The 17,263-nt window shown below is 71.1% G+C and carries 17 protein-coding genes; 12 read left to right on the top strand and 5 right to left on the bottom strand.

Going from position 1 to position 17,263, the window contains the following annotated elements; translation table 11 throughout:
- The first annotated feature begins 134 nt into the window (after positions 1 to 134).
- The 8 genes from ASG40_RS05890 (at position 135) to atpC (ending at position 7,232) form a co-directional block, all read left to right on the top strand.
- Complete coding sequence (locus tag ASG40_RS05890) at positions 135 to 533, top strand: DUF3597 domain-containing protein (RefSeq protein WP_055882325.1); 399 nt, start codon at positions 135 to 137, stop codon at positions 531 to 533.
- Positions 534 to 741: 208 nt separating this feature from the next.
- Positions 742 to 1,437, top strand: a complete 696-nt coding sequence (locus ASG40_RS05885) for a DsbA family protein (protein ID WP_055882323.1) — start codon at positions 742 to 744, stop codon at positions 1,435 to 1,437.
- Between the two features lie 339 nt (positions 1,438 to 1,776).
- Complete coding sequence (locus ASG40_RS05880) at positions 1,777 to 2,346, top strand: F0F1 ATP synthase subunit delta (RefSeq protein WP_055882320.1); 570 nt, start codon at positions 1,777 to 1,779, stop codon at positions 2,344 to 2,346.
- Between the two features lie 82 nt (positions 2,347 to 2,428).
- On the top strand, positions 2,429 to 3,958 hold the full coding sequence (atpA, locus tag ASG40_RS05875) for a F0F1 ATP synthase subunit alpha (protein WP_055882317.1): 1,530 nt from the start codon (positions 2,429 to 2,431) through the stop codon (positions 3,956 to 3,958).
- A gap of 157 nt (positions 3,959 to 4,115) precedes the next feature.
- Positions 4,116 to 4,991, top strand: a complete 876-nt coding sequence (locus ASG40_RS05870) for a F0F1 ATP synthase subunit gamma (protein WP_055882312.1) — start codon at positions 4,116 to 4,118, stop codon at positions 4,989 to 4,991.
- A 46-nt stretch (positions 4,992 to 5,037) separates the two neighbouring features.
- Complete coding sequence (gene atpD, locus ASG40_RS05865; RefSeq protein WP_055882308.1) at positions 5,038 to 6,498, top strand: F0F1 ATP synthase subunit beta; 1,461 nt, start codon at positions 5,038 to 5,040, stop codon at positions 6,496 to 6,498.
- Between the two features lie 4 nt (positions 6,499 to 6,502).
- Positions 6,503 to 6,754: a hypothetical protein gene (locus ASG40_RS05860; RefSeq protein WP_055882305.1), complete on the top strand. Its 252-nt coding sequence runs from the start codon at positions 6,503 to 6,505 to the stop codon at positions 6,752 to 6,754.
- Positions 6,755 to 6,830: 76 nt separating this feature from the next.
- Positions 6,831 to 7,232, top strand: a complete 402-nt coding sequence (gene atpC / locus ASG40_RS05855; protein ID WP_055882302.1) for an ATP synthase F1 subunit epsilon — start codon at positions 6,831 to 6,833, stop codon at positions 7,230 to 7,232.
- Between the two features lie 15 nt (positions 7,233 to 7,247).
- Here the strand turns inward: atpC and ASG40_RS05850 are convergent, their stop codons facing one another.
- The 4 genes from ASG40_RS05850 to ASG40_RS05835 all read right to left on the bottom strand — a co-directional run bounded on the left by ASG40_RS05850 (position 7,248) and on the right by ASG40_RS05835 (position 10,145).
- Positions 7,248 to 8,507 carry a CCA tRNA nucleotidyltransferase gene (locus ASG40_RS05850; protein WP_055882299.1) on the bottom strand — a complete coding sequence of 420 codons (1,260 nt, stop codon included), beginning with the start codon at positions 8,505 to 8,507 and terminating at the stop codon, positions 7,248 to 7,250.
- Positions 8,504 to 8,761 (bottom strand): DUF6111 family protein, encoded by a 258-nt coding sequence (locus ASG40_RS05845; protein ID WP_055882298.1) that lies wholly within the window; start codon positions 8,759 to 8,761, stop codon positions 8,504 to 8,506. The genes ASG40_RS05850 and ASG40_RS05845 overlap by 4 nt, the downstream gene beginning before the upstream one ends.
- A gap of 101 nt (positions 8,762 to 8,862) precedes the next feature.
- Positions 8,863 to 9,564 carry a CoA pyrophosphatase gene (locus tag ASG40_RS05840; RefSeq protein ID WP_055882296.1) on the bottom strand — a complete coding sequence of 234 codons (702 nt, stop codon included), beginning with the start codon at positions 9,562 to 9,564 and terminating at the stop codon, positions 8,863 to 8,865.
- Positions 9,561 to 10,145, bottom strand: coding sequence for a DUF1285 domain-containing protein (locus tag ASG40_RS05835; protein WP_055882292.1), 585 nt, complete (start codon positions 10,143 to 10,145; stop codon positions 9,561 to 9,563). Before ASG40_RS05835 ends, ASG40_RS05840 begins: the two co-directional genes overlap by 4 nt.
- Positions 10,146 to 10,475: 330 nt before the next feature.
- Here ASG40_RS05835 and ASG40_RS20280 point away from each other — a divergent pair, with 330 nt between their 5' ends.
- Positions 10,476 to 11,021 carry a helix-turn-helix domain-containing protein gene (locus tag ASG40_RS20280; protein WP_162243292.1) on the top strand — a complete coding sequence of 182 codons (546 nt, stop codon included), beginning with the start codon at positions 10,476 to 10,478 and terminating at the stop codon, positions 11,019 to 11,021.
- A 73-nt stretch (positions 11,022 to 11,094) separates the two neighbouring features.
- Here the strand turns inward: ASG40_RS20280 and ASG40_RS05825 are convergent, their stop codons facing one another.
- Positions 11,095 to 12,249 carry a helix-turn-helix domain-containing protein gene (locus ASG40_RS05825; RefSeq protein WP_162243291.1) on the bottom strand — a complete coding sequence of 385 codons (1,155 nt, stop codon included), beginning with the start codon at positions 12,247 to 12,249 and terminating at the stop codon, positions 11,095 to 11,097.
- Positions 12,250 to 12,435: 186 nt separating this feature from the next.
- Here ASG40_RS05825 and ASG40_RS05820 point away from each other — a divergent pair, with 186 nt between their 5' ends.
- Genes ASG40_RS05820 through ASG40_RS05810 form a run of 3 tightly spaced genes read left to right on the top strand, consistent with a single transcriptional unit; the run spans position 12,436 to position 17,194 of the window.
- Entirely contained in the window at positions 12,436 to 13,440 is a 1,005-nt protein-coding gene (locus tag ASG40_RS05820; RefSeq protein WP_055882283.1) for an AAA family ATPase, read from the top strand.
- 9 nt (positions 13,441 to 13,449) lie between these two features.
- Entirely contained in the window at positions 13,450 to 14,364 is a 915-nt protein-coding gene (locus ASG40_RS05815) for a DUF58 domain-containing protein (RefSeq protein ID WP_055882280.1), read from the top strand.
- 4 nt (positions 14,365 to 14,368) lie between these two features.
- Positions 14,369 to 17,194, top strand: coding sequence for a DUF4159 domain-containing protein (locus ASG40_RS05810; protein WP_055882277.1), 2,826 nt, complete (start codon positions 14,369 to 14,371; stop codon positions 17,192 to 17,194).
- Positions 17,195 to 17,263: the final 69 nt, after the last annotated feature.

Below are 17,263 nucleotides of genomic sequence, written 5' to 3'. Positions count from 1 at the left end.
CTCCGGGCCCGGCCGCGCCGGCTTTCTTCGCCGGGCGGAGACGGCGCCCCGGAACGGCCTCGGTCCGATACCGTTAAGACAGGACATCGGCCGCACCCCCTCGCGGCCGATTCCTAATCACAAGGACTACCGCCATGAGCTTTCTCGGCAGCATCGTCAGCAAGATCCTCCATCCCTTCGGCGGCGGCGCGACGGCGGAGGCCAAGCCTGCCGACGCCACCACCGGCACCGCGGCCCCCGCGGGCGGCGCGGCACCGGCCACTGCCTCCGGCGAGCCGGTGGACGTGGAAGCCGTGCTCAACGGAATGGCCGCCAAGAACGGGCAGACCCTCAACTGGCGCACCTCGATCGTCGACCTGATGAAGCTCCTCGACATCGATTCGAGCCTCACCGCCCGCAAGGCGCTCGCCGACGAGCTCCACTACACCGGCGACAAGGACGATTCGGCCTCCATGAACGTCTGGCTGCACAAGCAGGTGATCAAGAAGCTCGAGGAGAACGGCGGCAAGGTGCCGGCCGATCTCAAGGACTGATCTCTTCCGGCGTCCTCTCCTCATCGCGAAAGGAGAGGACGCGATCGCGCATCGATCCGTACGGCCGATCCGCGAGGCATGGGGCCAAGGATCGCGGGTCGACCCTCACGAGGCGGACGGGCTGGCGGATCACCCCTATCCCGCTCCGATGACCGTCGCTAAAACCCCGCCGGCCGAACCTCCCCGGCTGGCGAACCCGTGGCACCCGATGATTGTTTCGCGCAGGCGCTTCCTCGCCGGCTCCGCCGGCCTCGTGGCGACGACGGGTCTGGCCGGCCTCGCCCGCGCACAAGGGTATGGACAGGCGTTCAAGGTGGACAACGACGAGGGCCGGCCGGTCGCCAACACCCGGCTGCCGGGCGAGATCGTCGGGGAGATCGAGGGCTTGCGCGGCGTCACCTATATCGGGCCCCGCGACGCAGGCGTCACGCTCTACGAGTTCTTCGACTACAATTGTCCCTACTGCCGCAAGGCGGCGGCCGACCTGGTCTCCCTCGCAGCCAGCGATCCGGCCCTGCGGATCGGGCTCATCAACAACCCCATCCTGTCGGTCCAATCGGCCCAAGCGGCGAAGGTGTCGCTGGCCGTCCAGAAGCGCCTCGGCTCGGCCGCCGCATGGAGCCTCTACCAGGGCCTGCTCGCCAGGCCCGGCCGGATCGACGGGCTCTCCGCCCTGGCGGCGGCGGCAAAGCTCGGCCTCCCGGCGGCGGAGATCGAGGGCATCGGCGACAGCGAGGAGGTTCGGCTCGCACTCAAGAGCCAGATGCGGATCGCGGCCGACCTCGGCCTGTCGACCACCCCCTCCTACGTGCTCGGGAACACCGCGCTGCTCGGCCATCCCGGCCCCAAGGCCCTGGCGCGGATGATCGCCGCCCAGCGCCGCTGCGACCGCATCGCCTGCTGACCGGAAAGTCCACAGAAAGCCCGACCGTCGTCCCGGCGAGGACACGGTTTTCGCGATCCAGCCACCATGCCGACACGTTTGCGACGCCGGCCTTCATCCGGCGCGCATGGCCGGGTCGACCTAGCCGCCTCGCCGGGACCTCGCTGTCAGGCCTCCGCCTCCAAGCCTCGCCTTGCGCGTCCAGAGACCGCATGGTAGGGCGACGCCGCTTCGGTAGAGGGGGTTTGCGCCCTCTTAGGTCCGAGACATTCCCATCGCCGACGTTTCCTGAGCCGACGCCACATGATGGCGACTTCTGGGTCGGAACGTGCAGGCTGGATTAGAAGAGAGAGCGGCCGCGTGGCGCAGACCAGTTCCGAGGCGGGTTCCCCGGTCGCAGGCGTAGCCGCGCGCTACGCCTCGGCCCTGTTCGAGTTGGCCCGCGAGGAGCGCCAAGTCGATGCGGTGGCCCAGGGGCTCGAGCGTTTCGACGCCATGCTCAAGGAGAGCCCCGACCTGATGCGCCTGGTGCGCAGCCCGATCTTCACGGGTGCCGAACAGGCCGCCGCCATCGGCGCCATTCTCGACAAGGCCGGCATCACCGGGCTCGGCGCCAACTTCATCAGGCTCTCGGCCGCCAACCGCCGCCTGTTCGCGCTCCCCGACATGATCCGCGCCTTCCGGGTGCTGGTGCGGGAGTCGAAGGGCATCGTGCGCGCCGAGGTGCGTGTCGCCGAGAAGCCGTCCGAGGCGGTGGTCGAGGAGATCAAGGCGTCCCTGCGCGACGTCGCTCGCGCGGAGATCGACCTCGACCTCACCGTCGACCCGAGCCTGATCGGCGGCCTCGTGGTCAAGATCGGCAGCCGCATGGTCGATGCGTCCCTACGGACGAAGCTCAACGGTATTCGTCTGGCGATGCGGGAAGCCTGAGGACCGCGGCCCTCGCGGCCCGGTCCATCCCGTCATCCCGTCCCACACCCAGTGTTTTTCAAGTTTTCGAAGAGGCCGAACGATGGACATCCGCGCTGCCGAGATCTCCGCGATCCTGAAAGAGCAGATCAAGAACTTCGGCGAGGAAGCCGCGGTCACCGAGGTGGGCCAGGTCCTCTCGGTCGGTGACGGCATCGCCCGCGCCTACGGCCTCGACAGCGTCCAGGCCGGCGAGATGGTGGAGTTCGAATCGGGGGTGCGCGGCATGGCGCTGAACCTCGAGCAGGACAACGTCGGCATCGTGATCTTCGGCTCGGACCGGGACATCAAGGAAGGCCAGACCGTCAAGCGCACCGGCGCCATCGTCGACGTGCCGGTCGGCAAGGCGCTCCTCGGCCGCGTGGTCGACGGCCTCGGCAACCCCATCGACGGCAAGGGCCCCATCGCCACCACCGAGCGTCGCCGCGTCGACGTGAAGGCCCCGGGCATCATCCCGCGCAAGTCGGTGCACGAGCCGATGGCCACCGGCCTCAAGGCCATCGACGCGCTCATCCCCGTCGGCCGCGGCCAGCGCGAGCTGATCATCGGCGATCGCCAGACCGGCAAGACCGCCATCGCGCTGGACACAATCCTCAACCAGAAGGCCGCCCACGCCGGCACCGACGAGAACGCCAAGCTCTATTGCGTCTACGTCGCCATCGGCCAGAAGCGCTCGACGGTGGCCCAGTTCGTGAAGGTGCTGGAGGACAACGGCGCCCTCGAATATTCGATCATCATCGCCGCCACCGCCTCCGATGCCGCGCCGATGCAGTTCATCGCGCCCTTCGCCGGCTGCGCCATGGGCGAGTACTTCCGTGACAACGGCATGCACGCCGTGATCGTGTACGACGATCTCTCCAAGCAGGCCGTCGCCTACCGCCAGATGTCGCTGCTGCTGCGCCGCCCGCCGGGCCGCGAGGCCTATCCCGGCGACGTGTTCTACCTCCACAGCCGCCTGCTCGAGCGCGCCGCCAAGATGGGCGACGCCGCCGGCAACGGCTCGCTGACCGCGCTGCCGGTCATCGAAACCCAGGCCAACGACGTCTCTGCCTATATCCCCACCAACGTGATCTCGATCACCGACGGCCAGATCTTCCTCGAGACCGACCTGTTCTACCAGGGCATCCGCCCGGCCGTGAACGTCGGCCTCTCGGTGTCCCGCGTGGGCTCCTCGGCCCAGACCAAGGCGATGAAGAAGGTCGCCGGCAAGATCAAGGGCGAGCTCGCGCAGTACCGCGAGATGGCCGCCTTCGCCCAGTTCGGCTCCGACCTCGACGCATCGACCCAGAAGCTGCTCAATCGCGGCTCGCGCCTGACCGAACTCCTGAAGCAGCCGCAGTTCTCGCCGCTGAAGATGGAAGAGCAGGTCGCGGTGATCTACGCCGGCGTCAACGGCTACCTCGACGCGATCCCGGTCAACAAGATCCGTGCGTTCGAGGACGCGCTGCTCTCGACCCTGCGTACCAAGCACGCCGACCTCCTGGGCACGATCCGCGACTCGAAGGACCTGTCGGACGCCAGCGCCGGCACCCTGAAGGGCGCCATCGAGGGCGTCATCAAGGCGATGAAGTAAGGCGCTTTTTCCCTCCCCCCGCGGGGAGGGGTCAGGGGTGGGGGCGATGCCGGAGACGGCGTGATCCGATCGGCACCACCCCCACCTCCGACTCCTCCCCGCAAGGGGGAGGAGAGCCGCCCCAGGGTCGAACCGAGACGGATCTGAAAGTCAGCCGATGCCGAGTTTGAAGGATCTGCGCAACCGCATCACCTCGGTGAAGGGCACGCAGAAGATCACCAAGGCGATGCAGATGGTCGCCGCCGCCAAGCTGCGGCGCGCCCAGAACGCCGCCGAGAACGGCCGGCCCTACGCCGAGAAGATGTCCCAGGTGCTCGGCAACCTCGCGGCCAACCTCGTCGGCGGCGTGCAGGGGCCGAAGCTCCTCTCGGGCACCGGCTCGGACCAGACCCATCTGCTCGTGGTCTGCACCGCCGACCGCGGATTGTGCGGCGCCTTCAACTCGTCGATCGGCCGTATGGCCCGCGACCACGCCCGCAGGCTGATGGCCGAGGGCAAGACGGTGAAGATCCTCACCGTCGGCAAGAAGGGCAACGACCTCCTGCGCCGGATCTTCAAGGACCAGATCATCGACGCGCGCGACATCCGCGGCACCCGGCCGGTGGACTACGAGTTCGCCGCCGAGATCGCCGAGTCGATCATCGCCCGCTTCGAGGCGGGCGAATTCGACGTGGCGACCCTGTTCTACTCGCGCTTCCGCTCGGTGATTTCGCAGATCCCCACCGCCCAGAAGCTGATCCCGGCCGAACTGCCTGCGACCGGCGCCACCGCCCCCGACGCCGCGCTCGAGTTCGAGCCGAACGAGGAGGCCATCCTCGACACGCTGCTGCCGCGCAACCTCACCGTTCAGGTCTACCGCGCGCTCCTGGAGAACGCGGCCTCGGAGCAGGGCGCGCGCATGGGCGCCATGGATTCCGCCACGCGCAACGCGGGCGAGATGATCAAGAAGCAGACGCAGATCTACAACCGCACGCGTCAGGCCATGATCACCAAGGAACTGATCGAAATCATCTCGGGCGCCGAAGCCCTCTAACACCCATTCGGGCGCCCCGGCGCCACCGCATCGTAAGGACCTCATCATGGCGAACACCGCTACCCCCGGCGCCGGCTCCAACAAGGTCGGCCGCATCACCCAGGTCATCGGCCCCGTGGTCGACGTGCATTTCGACGGCCACCTGCCCGAGATCCTGAACGCGCTGGAGACCAAGAACAACGGCAACCGCCTCGTTCTCGAAGTCGCCATGCAGCTCGGCGAGAGCACCGTGCGCTGCATCTCGATGGACACCTCGGAAGGCCTCGTGCGCGGCCAGGAGGTCACCGACACCGGCGAGGCGATCATGGTGCCGGTGGGCTTCAACACCCTGGGCCGCATCATGAACGTCATCGGCGAGCCGATCGACGAAGCCGGCCCGATCCAGTCCGACACCCTGCGCGCCATCCACCAGCCCGCGCCGGCCTATTCCGAGCAGTCGACCGAGTCGCAGATCCTGGTGACCGGCATCAAGGTGGTCGACCTGCTGGCCCCCTACGCCAAGGGCGGCAAGATCGGCCTTTTCGGCGGCGCCGGCGTCGGCAAGACCGTGCTGATCATGGAGCTCATCAACAACATCGCCAAGGTGCACTCGGGCTACTCGGTGTTCGCCGGCGTGGGTGAGCGTACCCGCGAAGGCAACGATCTCTACCACGAGATGATCGAGTCCAAGGTCAACATGGACCCCAAGGAGCACAACGGCTCGGCCGAGGGCTCCAAGTGCGCGCTGGTCTACGGCCAGATGAACGAGTCCCCCGGCGCCCGCTCGCGCGTCGCGCTCACCGGCCTCACCATCGCCGAGGATTTCCGCGATCAGGGCCAGGACGTGCTGTTCTTCGTGGACAACATCTTCCGCTTCACCCAGGCCGGCTCGGAAGTGTCGGCGCTGCTCGGCCGCATCCCCTCCGCGGTGGGCTACCAGCCGACGCTGGCCACCGACATGGGCGCCCTGCAGGAGCGCATCACCACCACCACCAAGGGGTCGATCACCTCGGTGCAGGCGATCTACGTGCCGGCCGACGATCTGACCGACCCGGCGCCCGCCACCTCCTTCGCCCACTTGGACGCCACCACGGTGCTCTCGCGCTCCATCGCCGAGAAGGGCATCTACCCGGCCGTGGATCCGCTCGACTCGACCTCGCGCATGCTCAACCCGACCGTCCTTGGCGAGGAGCACTACGACGTCGCCCGCCGCGTGCAGCAGACCCTGCAGCGCTACAAGGCGCTTCAGGACATCATCGCGATCCTGGGCATGGACGAGCTCTCGGAAGAGGACAAGCTCACCGTGGCGCGCGCCCGCAAGATCGAGCGCTTCTTCTCGCAGCCCTTCTCGGTGGCCGAGATCTTCACCGGCTCGCCGGGCATCCAGGTGCCGCTGGCCGACACCATCAAGGGCTTCAAGGGCCTCGTGAACGGCGATTACGACGACCTGCCGGAGGCCGCCTTCTACATGGTCGGCACCATCGAGGACGCCAAGGAAAAGGCCAAGAAGCTCGCGGCCTCGGCCTGAGCGCATGAACGCCAAGACCATGCTTCTGCTCGTCGGCCTCGTGGCCGGCGGGCTCGTGGGCTACCTCACCCGCCCGCAGGCGGCGGAGATCAAGATCGGCCCGCTCAGCGTCGAGATCCAGGACAACAAGTCCTCGGCCGGCGCGGGCGGCGGCGACCTCACCAGCGGCCAGGTCCAGCATATCGGGCTGTACGCGGTGATCGGCGCCGTCCTTGGTCTGGGCGCCGGCTTCGTCGCCGACCGCCGCCGCGGCTGACCTCATTTTCGACCGCGCCCGGTCCACCGGCCGGGCGCGGTCCTCCACGATGTCCGACCCCAGGAATCCTGACGCCATGGCCACCTTCCAGTTCGACTTCGTCGGCCCCGAGCGGACCCTGTACTCGGGCCAGGTCGAAGCCGTGCAGCTTCCCGGCGTCGAGGGCGAGATGACGGTGCTGCCGGGCCATGCCCCGGTGCTCACCGCGCTGAAGGTCGGCGTGATCGTCATCAACGAGACCGGTCATGCCGGCAAGCGCGTGCTGGTTCGCGGTGGCTTCGCCGACATCGGGCCCACCGGCGTGACGGTGATCGCCGAGCGGGCGAACCCCTTCGAGGAGATCACCCCGACCTCCATCGACGCCGACATCGCCGCCCTCCAGCTCCAGCGCGACGCCACCGAGGACTTCGCCAAGCGCGAGGAGATCGACGGCCAGATCGTCCAGTTGAAGGACGCCAAGGTCGCCCTCAGCTTCTGAGGAACGCGCCCCCGGTCAGTCGAGCCGGCCGGCGGCCTCCAGGGCGACGGCGACCAGGTCGTCGATCGCGGCCGCCTCGGTCGGGCAGCCCGCCTCGAGCCATCGCCGTCGCGCCGCCTTCAGGCCGCGGCCCACCGCCGGCCCGGCCGGCACGCCCCGCCCGACCAGGTCGGCGCCAGCGACGGGAAACACCGGTCGCGCCTCCGTCCCGTCGAGAACCGCCGCCAGGGCGGCCCGGCCCTCCTCGGTCATCATCGGCTCCGCTTCCTCGCCGTCGAGGACCGACAAAGCCTCCGATAGCGCCCGACCGTCGTTGTCGGCCAGAAGCGCGCGCATGGCCGCACGACCGCGTGCGCGCGTCCCTCCGAGGGCGGCCAGGGCGCCGGCGTAGGCCGACAGGTGCCGGACCTCGGCCCGGGACAGGCGCAGGCCATTCTCCAGGCGCTCGACGTCGCCGGCCTCGCGCACCGCCAGGGCCGCGAGGCGGGACAGCCCATCCGCCTGCGGCAGCGCCGCGAGCAGGCGCCCGAGACGATCGAGGTCGCCGGAGCTCGCGAGCAGGCGTTCCAGGATACCGTGTCGCGCCATCACGCCCAGCGCCGGCAGCGCACCGGGGGCGACCAAGAGCTTGAGCAGTTCCGCCCGGATGCGCTCGCGCGACAGACCGTCGACGGCGTCCCGCGCGGCGATGCAGGCGGTCAGACCCTCCCCGTCCGGCGGCCCGAGGCCGTAGCGGGCGTGGAACCGGAAGAAGCGCAGGATCCGCAGGGCGTCCTCGCGGATGCGCGTCGGCGCGTCGCCGATGAACCGCACCCGCCCCGCCGCGAGGTCGGCGATGCCGCCGGTGGTGTCGTGCAGGCGGCCCTCGGCGTCGAGGGAGAGGGCGTTGATGGTGAAGTCACGCCGCTCGGCATCGCGCCCGAAATCGCGGCCGAAGCGCACCACCGCGTGACGCCCGTCCGTCTCGACGTCCTCGCGCAGGGTCGTCACCTCGAAGGCGGTGCCGTCGGCGAGCAGGGTCACGGTGCCGTGGTCGATCCCGGTGGGGATGGCACGAAGACCCGCATCCGCGGCGAGCGCCATCACGGCGGCGGGCGCGATGGTGGTGGCGAGATCGAGGTCGTCGGCCGACCCGCCGAGGAGGGCGTCGCGGACGCAGCCTCCCACCGGCCGGGTCTCCTCGCCGGGCACCGCCAGGGCCTGCAGGACGCGGCCGACATCCCGGCGACGCAGGAGGGCGGCCGGAGCGTCGTATGCGAGGCGCCGCCCGGTCACCGGAACGTGCCCGGCACCACCTGTCCGTTCTCGAGGCGCGGCGGCACGTAGCCTCCGCGATGGCTCTCGCCGAACAAACCGGTGAGGACGAGCGACACCACCACGAGGCCGATGCCGGCCATGAACAGGCGGAACACCTGCCCCTCCCAATGGTAGCCCTGGTGCGGGTTGCGGCCCTTGAGCGCGAGGTAGCCGTAGAACAGCGCCCACGGCAGCAGGAACAGCAGGGCTTCTTGGACGATCCTGGCGATCATGATGCCTTCGAGGACTCTCGATACGGGGAGGGTTCCGGTCCGAGGCTCCCGCAGGCCGGTCCGGCGGCCGACCGGAACCCTACGGACTCAGGTGGTCCCGTCTACCCGGTTTCGACAGACGGCCTCGCGCGGCGTGACGAAGCACGGGTGTCCCCGGGCGCCCAGAGGCGTTCGTAGAGGTTGCGCACGATGCCCGCCGTCAGGCCCCAGATCAGGCGATCCGCGTGGGTGATGGCGTAGTAGCGCCGGGTCCGGCCGCGCCAGGCGCCGGAACCGAGGCTGTGGCCGGCCGGGTCCATGAGCACGTCGAGGGGCACCTCGAACACCTCCGCCACCTCGTCCGGGTTGAGGGCGAGGGTGAGGGGCTCCTCCACCAGCCCGACCACCGGCACCACGAGGAAGCCGGTGGCCGAAAGGTAGGGGTCGAGGTAGCCAAGCACCCCGACCCGCTCGGATGCGAGGCCGATCTCTTCCCACGCCTCCCGCAGGGCGGTGCCGGCCGGGCCGGGATCGGCCGGATCGATCTTGCCGCCGGGAAACGAGATCTGGCCGGAATGGTCGCGCAGGCCCGCGCTGCGCTGGGTGAAGAGCACGGAGAGGCCGGTGTGGCGGGCCACCACCGGCACCAGCACCGCCGCGTGGCGATGCGGGCCGGGCGGGGCGACGGCGATCCCGTCCGCGTCGAGGTCGTGGTCGCCGCGCGGATTGGAGGTGGGATCGCCGGGGCGGGGGGCATCGGCCGAGAGGCCGGCGGCGGCCCGTTCCAGAAACGCCGCCAGGCTGTCGGGGCGCGCGCCGTTCAAGCGGCGGCCGCGGGTGCGATGGGATGGAAGACGCCGCCGGCCGCGATGCCGAACCACGGCGCGCCGTCGACCTCGCGCTCCTCACCCAGGGCGACGAGGTCGTAGGTCAGCGCCCGCGTCACCCGCGCCCACAAGCCGCGGCGCACATGCACATAGGGCTTGAGGCCGCCGCCTGCGACCTCCTCGAACCGCAGGCGGTGCTCGGCATCGACGGACACGACGTCGTCGACGTTGGTGCGCACCACGATCCGCCTGTCGTCGCCCTCGCCCTCCACGGCCATGTCGACGGCCACGAACGGCGCATCCTCCACGGCGATGGCGACACGCTCCGCCGGGGTCACCAGCACGATGCCGCCGTCCTCCTCGCACCGCAGGATCGAGGCGAACAGCTTGACCATCGCCGGCCGCCGGATCGGCGCCCCCTCGTGGAACCAGGTGCCGTCGGCGGCGATGCGCATGTCGATCGTGCCGCAATGGGCCGGGTTCCATCGCTCCACCGGCGGCAGGCCACGCTTTACCTCGGCGCCGAGGGCCGCGGTGAGGCGGGCGAGGACGGGATCGGGGGAGGGGATCTCGGGCATGAGGGGAACGATAGCGGTTGGACCGGCGTGGGGACAGAGGCAACGGGCATGCCGTGGGCCTTCCGACGACCGCTCACGCGTCGGTTCGCGGCGTCCCTGGTCGAATCGGGGAACGACTGCGCGTGTCGGACGCCGCAAAGGACCCGAGGAAAGGACCTGCTGTCCGTCGCTGCCTCGCCCTGGCGGGCCCTGGCCTCTCGAACGACCAGCGGGCGGACGATTCGTGCCAATCGCACAGGCTCGACGCAGCAGATTGTCCGCTTCCGCTCCACCGCGTTGACGTCCGTTTGTCTCCCGCTCATGGCTGGAATTCCAAGCAGGAACGCCGTGATGTTAGACACAAGCCGCGTCCAGGACAGTCTAACGCCATCCCTGACCTGGACCGCGAGCGTCGATGAAGGGCTCGTCCTCCATCGTGGGCTTACGACGACACGGCCGCTGCCAGCGAAAACGGCGAGGGCGGTTTCCAGGGACCCGCACGACGCGGCCGGAATTGTCTCGTGCATCACGACATCGTCCGCGGATCGCTCGACATCTTCGCGGCGGGCGGCCACCAAGCGCGACGAGATCCTCGCCTTCATCGCGGCGCAGGCGACCTGCCCGGATCTCACGCCCGAGCGGATCGCGCGCCGCACCGGCGTCTCGCGCACGGTGCTCTATCGCATCCTCGAGCCGCTCGGCGGCGTGGCGACCTGCGTACAGCGGCAGCGCCTGCACCTGATGCGCGGCGCCCTGGCCCACCGGGGCGATGCGCGCTCCATCAAGACGATCGCCCATGCCAGCGGCTTTCGCAGCGTGACCCATGCCAGCCGCAGCTTCCACAAGGCTTTCGGAATGCCGCCGGGCTCCTACCGCCAGGCAGGACTCGCCGGCTGACCGGTTCCTCGGCGTCGAGCGGATCGCCGCGGAACCCGTGCCGGTTGCGCTCTCGCGTCCCCCCTTTCTGCCGTCAGAGTTCGTTGAACCACCCCACGATCACCAGGCCCGCTTCGGGGAGCGGGACGCGCAGTCCGGTGCGGGCCTGGGAGCGGAGCGCAGCCGGCGAGACGGAAAATTCCTGCACGAAGGCACGCCGGAAACTGCGCTCCTGCCGGAAACCGAACCGCGCGGCCACCGCGGCCGAGGTGAGGTCCGCGTGTCGCCCCGCCGTGATCTCTCCGTGCGCGCGGGCCAGACGCAGCCGCCGGATCGTCGCCGCGATGTTCCCGCCATCGCGCATGAGACGGTAGAGGCGTGCCCGAGACAAGGCGAACTGCCGGCAGATCAGGTCCGGCCCGAGGTCCGGGTCGGCGAGGCGTTCCTTGATGTAGCGCCGCACGGCCTTGGCGAGTTCGGCCTCGTCGTCCGCGGCCGCGGCCGTGTTCGCGATGTTCTGCAGGGATGACTTGGACAGGCAGGCGGCGAGCAGCGTGAGGCTGCTGCGGCTGGCAATGGACACCTTGGCGGGCGGCAGCGGATCGGGCATCGCGAGAAGCCCCTCGATGTGCGCCCCCACGAGCAGCGCCTCCACCGAGTTCGGCGGGTATACCCGCCCGTCGAAGGGACCGATCGGCCCCATGGCCGCCTCGAGAAGCCGGCGCGGAACGACGAGGGCCGTGAGCGTGATGCCTTCGAGCCGATAGTCGGCCGGGCTCGACAGCTTGGTGATCGACATCGCGCCGGGCTCGAAACGCATGCGCCGCCGACCGCAGACGCCTTCGCCCCGGCCGGCCAGGAAGACGTTGATGAAGACGTGATCGAGGCCGATGCGCTCGGCCGCCGCCTTGGTCCGGACCAGGCGGAAATCGCCGGCGGTGACATGTCCGACCAGCAACGGCCCGATCTGCCGCCAACGGCCCTCCGTCGTGAAGCGCTCCGCTTCCTCCGGGCTCATCAGGACCTCGCCCGACGGGCTCATCACCTCCCGCCAGGCGGCCTGCCGATAGCCTGCGTCGCCGTCTGCGAGCTGAATCGAATGCCGGGTTGTCGTGGACATGATGAGCGCCCGGCGGAACCGTTCGACCGAGCGTGGGTCATGGAGCGTGGCCGTCGATGTGTCGAGCGCTGCCAGCCCTCTGGTCAAGCGGATCCGCCGGTGGGATCCCCGCGTCGCGCCGAGGCGCACCCGTCTTCGCAAGGGCGGGCCCTGGAGCGGCCGACGACGCCGACGACCGGCGTACCGAGGTCGACGGCCCGGCGCGCGCCGCCCCTCCATGCCTCCTGCGGCGTCGCGCCGACCTTGCCATCACGCCTCGAACGGCGCCACACTCCCGCCCTTCGAGCGCCGCGGCGCGACACGGGACGACCACGCATGAGCCAAGGTGCTTCGCCGGCCACGACCCTCGATGACGGCATCGTCGCCACGGCCGAGGCCTGTCTCGGGTCGGTGAGCGCGGCCCGCGATGCGATCCACAAGGTCATCTTCGGTCAGGAGACGGTGGTCGACCTGGCGCTCATCACCATCCTCGCCGGCGGCCACGGGCTGCTGGTGGGCCTGCCCGGGCTCGCCAAGACCAAGCTCGTGGAGACCCTGGGCACCGTGCTCGGCCTCGATGCGCGCCGCGTCCAGTTCACCCCCGACCTGATGCCGTCGGACATCCTAGGCACCGAGATCCTGGACGAGGACGCCGACCGGCACCGCTCGTTCCGCTTCGTGAAGGGCCCGGTCTTCACCCAGCTCCTGATGGCCGACGAGATCAACCGGGCGAGCCCGCGCACCCAATCGGCCCTGCTGCAGGCGATGCAGGAGAATTTCGTGTCGGTGGCGGGCGAGCGCCACGATCTGCCGCGCCCGTTCCACGTGCTCGCCACCCAGAACCCGATCGAGCAGGAGGGCACCTATCCGCTGCCCGAGGCGCAGCTCGACCGCTTCCTGCTGGAGATCGACGTCGGCTATCCCGACCGCGCCGCCGAGCGCCGCATCCTGATCGAGACCACCGGGATCGCCGACCACGCGCCGCAGGCGGTGATGTCGACCGAGGCGCTGCTCACGGCCCAGCGGCTGGTGCGGCGCCTGCCGGTGGGCGACGCTGTGGTGGACGCGATCCTCGACCTCGTGCGCTCGGCCCGGCCCGAGGGCGGCGACCCGTCGCTCAAGGGCAAGCTCCTGTGGGGGCCCGGCCCCCGCGCCAGCCAGGCGCTGACGCTGGCGGTGCGCGCCCGCGCCCTCATCGAGGGCCGCGTCGCGCCCTCGCTGGCCGACGTCAAGGCCCTGGCCGAGCCGGTGCTCAAGCACCGCATGGCGCTGAGTTTCGGGGCGCGGGCGGACGGCGAGACCATCCCGGGGCTGATTGCCCAGCTCGCGGCCAAGATCTAGGCCGCGCCGGTGGCCGCGACCCAGGTACTTCCGGCGAGCGCGCGAGCCCCCGGCCGCCGCGAGACCGAGCACGCCCTGTCGCTGGCCGAGCGGATGCCGCGCCTGATCCTGGAGTCGCGCCGGGTCTCGACGACCCTCGCCCACGGCCTCCACGGCCGGCGCCGGGCCGGACCCGGCGAGAGCTTCTGGCAGTTCCGGCCCTTCGTCGCCGGCGAGGCCGCCGCGCGCATCGACTGGCGCCGCTCGGCCCGCGACGACCGGCTCTACGTGCGCGAGCGCGAATGGGAGGCGGTGCACAACATCTGGTTCTGGATCGACCGTTCCGCCTCCATGGGCTTCGCCTCCAGGCTCGCGCAGGCCTCCAAGGTCGAGCGTGCCCTGGTGCTCGGGTTCGCCCTGGCCGACGTGCTGGTGGAGGGCGGCGAGCGCACCGGCCTGCTGGGCCTCACCCGCGCCACCGCCTCGCGAAAGGTCGTCGAGACCATGGCGCAGGCCCTGGTCGAGGACCGCGCCGGGCTCGACCGCGACGGCCCGCCCCGGGCGGTTCCCGGCCGCTTCGACGAGGTCATCCTGGTCAGCGACTTCCTCTCGCCCCTGCCCGAGGTGAAGGCGGCGGTCGATCACATCGCGGGCGGGGGCACCCGCGGCCACCTCGTGGTGGTGGTGGACCCGGTGGAGGAGAGCTTTCCCTTCACGGGCCAGGCCGTCCTCCACGACCTGGAGAGCGACCGGATCGCCCATATCGGCGATGCCGGCGCCTGGGGTGAGGCCTACCGCACCCGCATCGCCGAGCACCGGGCCGGCCTCGCCGAGATCGCCCGCAGCCAGGGCTGGACGGTGACGACCCACCGGACCGACCGCCCGGCGAGCGAGGCCGCCCTCCGCCTCCTGACGCTGGTCGCCGCCTCCCGCGGGACGGGCTGAACCGATGCTGGGATTGCCGCTGACCTTCGCCGCCCCCCTGGCGCTCGCCGCCCTCGTCGCACTGCCGGCCCTGTGGTTCCTGCTGCGGGTGACGCCGCCGCGGCCCCAGCGCATCGACTTTCCACCCCTGCGGATCATGGCCGACCTGATGCCGGCCCGCGAGACGCCAGCGCGCACGCCGCCCTGGCTCCTGATCCTGCGCATCCTGGCCGCCGCCTGCCTGATCCTGGCCGTGTCCGGACCCGTCTGGAACGCCGCCGGCATCGGCGCCGCGGCCGGGCGCACGCCGCTCCTCGTGATGATCGACAACGGCGCCACCGCCGCCCACGACTGGCGCGAGCGCCTGCAGGCGGCCACCGACGAGATCGAGGCCGCCGCCCGCGACGGCCGCCCGGTGGGCGTCGCGGCGATGGCCGAACCCGCCACCGCCCTCGAGACCCGGACGCCGGCCGCCGCCCTCGACCGCCTGCGGGCGGTCGCGCCCCGGCCGCACCTGGCCGCCCGCCCGGTCCATCTGCCGGCCATCGCGGCATTCCTCGAGCGGATGCCCGGCACAGCCGTCGTCTGGATCAGCGACGGAATCGCCGATGTCGGCGGCGACGGCTTCGCCGCCGGTCTCGGCGACCTGATCGCCAAGGCCGGAGCGAGCCTGACCATCCGCCGCGCCGAGGTGCCTCCGGCGCTCACCCTCACCACCACGGAGGCCGGCGGGCGGCTGAGCGCCCATGTCCTCAGGGCGGCGGCCAATGGCCGCGACGGCGGGGCGGTGCGGGCCCTCGACCAGAAGGGCCTGCCGCTGGCCGAGCACGATTTCGCCTTCGCCCAGGGTGCGACCGAGACCGAGGTGGCGTTCGACATGCCGGTGGAACTGCGCAATGCCATCGCCCGCGTCGAAATCGCCGGCGAACGGTCCGCCGCCGCCGTCAGGCTGATGGATGAGCGCGGCCGGCGCCGCCGGGTCGGGCTCGTCTTCGGCGGCACCAGCGACCAGGCCCAGCCGCTGCTGGCCCCCACCTACTACCTGTCGCGCGCCCTCGTGCCCTTCGCCGACGTGCAGGAGCCGCGCGGCGCCACCGGGGTCTCCGATTCCATCGCCCGGATGATCGACGCGCAGGTCTCGGTGCTGGTGCTGGCCGATGTCGGCGCCCTCGATGCCCAGGCCTCCGCCCGGGTGACGAGCTTCGTGGAGGCGGGTGGCCTGCTCCTGCGCTTTGCCGGGCCGCGCCTCGCCTCCGGCAACGACACCCTGGTGCCGGTACGCCTGCGCCGCGGCGGCCGGACGCTCGGGGGCACCCTGTCCTGGGACAGCCCGAAGACGCTGGCCGCCTTCGCTCCCGAAAGCCCCTTCGCCGGCCTCACCCCGCCCGCCGATATCGGCGTGCGCCGCCAGATCCTGGCCGAACCGGACGCCGACCTGCCCGGCCGCACCTGGGCCTCGCTCCAGGACGGCACGCCCATCGTCACCGCCGAGAAGCGGGGGCAGGGCCTCGTGGTGCTGTTCCACGTCACCGCGGACACCACCTGGTCCAACCTGCCGCTCTCGGGCCTCTTCATCGACATGCTGCGTCGGGTGGTCGGCTTGGCGGGAACCGGATCGGCCCCGGTGGCCGCCGAGGGGCAGGCGCCCGCCGCCGCGATCCTGGCGCCGCGCCTCGCCCTCGACGGCTTCGGGGCGCTCGGCAGCCCGCCGGCCGGGGCCACCGCGGTGGCGGCCGACCAGTCGGAACGGGCGAGCTACGAGCATCCCGCCGGCTTCTACGGCCCCGCCGACGCCGGCATCGCCGTGAACGCACTGCTGCCGGACGACCGGCTGAAGCCCTTGGACGTGGCGAGCCTCGCCGGCGCCCGGTTCGAGGCGCTGGGCGGGGCCGAGACCCGGGACCTGCGCGCACCGCTGTTCAGCCTGGCGCTGCTGCTCCTCGTCCTCGACACCCTGGCCGGGCTCTGGCTCGGGGGCTTCGCCGCCCGCCTGCCGGGCCGGCGCACGGCCCGCGCCGCCGCGGCCGCGCTGGCCGTCGCGGGGGGACTGGCGATCCTGACGATCCCCTCGCCCGGTCATGCCCAGGCGGACGCGGCCGGGCGCCCGGCCGGCTTCGAATCGGCGCTGGCGACGCGTCTCGCCTTCGTGGTGACCGGTGACGAGGCGATCGATGCCGCGAGCAAGGCCGGCCTCTCGGGCCTGACCCAGATGCTCGCCGCCCGCACCGCCCTGGAGCCCGGCGAACCGATCGGGATCGACCCGTCCCGGGACGAGCTCGCGTTCTATCCGATCATCTACTGGCCGATCGTCCCGAACCGGCCGCAGCCCGGCGAGGCCGCGATCCGGCGGATCGACGCCTTCATGCGCAACGGCGGCACGGTGCTGTTCGACACCCGCGACGCACTCACCGCGCGGCCGGGCGGACCGGCCACCGCCGAGGCGCTGTACCTGCGCAAGATGCTGAGCACCCTCGAGGTGCCGGAACTCGAGCCGGTGCCGGCCGACCACGTCCTCACCAAGGCGTTCTACCTCGTCGACAGCTTCCCCGGCCGTTACAGCACCGGCCAGACCTGGGTCGAGACCCTGCCGCCGGCCGGCGAGGGCAGCGAGCGGCGCCCGGCCAGGGCCGGCGACGGCGTGTCGCCGATCATCATCACCGGCAACGACCTCGCCGCCGCCTGGGCGGTGGGCAAGCGCGGCGAGCCGCTCTACCCCATCGTCGGCGGCGACCAGCGCCAGCGCGAGATGGCCTTCCGCGGCGGCATCAACTTCGTGATCTACACGCTGACGGGCAACTACAAGGCCGACCAGGTCCACGTTCCGGCGCTTTTGGAAAGGCTGGGGCAGTGACGGTGTCGAACAGGCTCGACGTCCTGAGCCTTCCCCCCGCATCGGGGGGAAGGTCGGGTGGGTGTTTTG

The sequence above is a fragment of the Methylobacterium sp. Leaf399 genome, from assembly GCF_001424525.1.
Taxonomy (GTDB): Bacteria; Pseudomonadota; Alphaproteobacteria; order Rhizobiales; family Beijerinckiaceae; genus Methylobacterium.
Note: the sequence above shows the minus strand (reverse complement) of the source record. Positions and strands in the feature narration are given on the sequence as shown.

What these genes read in the sequence shown, in the direction of transcription:
- ASG40_RS05835 (WP_055882292.1), bottom strand. Translation starts at nt 10,145, where the DNA reads ATGCCCGAGATCCCCTCCCCCGATCCCGTCCTCGCCCGCCTCACCGCG.
- ASG40_RS05890 (WP_055882325.1), top strand. Translation starts at nt 135, where the DNA reads ATGAGCTTTCTCGGCAGCATCGTCAGCAAGATCCTCCATCCCTTCGGC.
- atpD (WP_055882308.1), top strand. Translation starts at nt 5,038, where the DNA reads ATGGCGAACACCGCTACCCCCGGCGCCGGCTCCAACAAGGTCGGCCGC.
- ASG40_RS05820 (WP_055882283.1), top strand. Translation starts at nt 12,436, where the DNA reads ATGAGCCAAGGTGCTTCGCCGGCCACGACCCTCGATGACGGCATCGTC.
- ASG40_RS20280 (WP_162243292.1), top strand. Translation starts at nt 10,476, where the DNA reads ATGTTAGACACAAGCCGCGTCCAGGACAGTCTAACGCCATCCCTGACC.
- ASG40_RS05810 (WP_055882277.1), top strand. Translation starts at nt 14,369, where the DNA reads ATGCTGGGATTGCCGCTGACCTTCGCCGCCCCCCTGGCGCTCGCCGCC.
- ASG40_RS05860 (WP_055882305.1), top strand. Translation starts at nt 6,503, where the DNA reads ATGAACGCCAAGACCATGCTTCTGCTCGTCGGCCTCGTGGCCGGCGGG.
- atpC (WP_055882302.1), top strand. Translation starts at nt 6,831, where the DNA reads ATGGCCACCTTCCAGTTCGACTTCGTCGGCCCCGAGCGGACCCTGTAC.
- ASG40_RS05885 (WP_055882323.1), top strand. Translation starts at nt 742, where the DNA reads ATGATTGTTTCGCGCAGGCGCTTCCTCGCCGGCTCCGCCGGCCTCGTG.
- ASG40_RS05845 (WP_055882298.1), bottom strand. Translation starts at nt 8,761, where the DNA reads ATGATCGCCAGGATCGTCCAAGAAGCCCTGCTGTTCCTGCTGCCGTGG.
- ASG40_RS05870 (WP_055882312.1), top strand. Translation starts at nt 4,116, where the DNA reads ATGCCGAGTTTGAAGGATCTGCGCAACCGCATCACCTCGGTGAAGGGC.
- atpA (WP_055882317.1), top strand. Translation starts at nt 2,429, where the DNA reads ATGGACATCCGCGCTGCCGAGATCTCCGCGATCCTGAAAGAGCAGATC.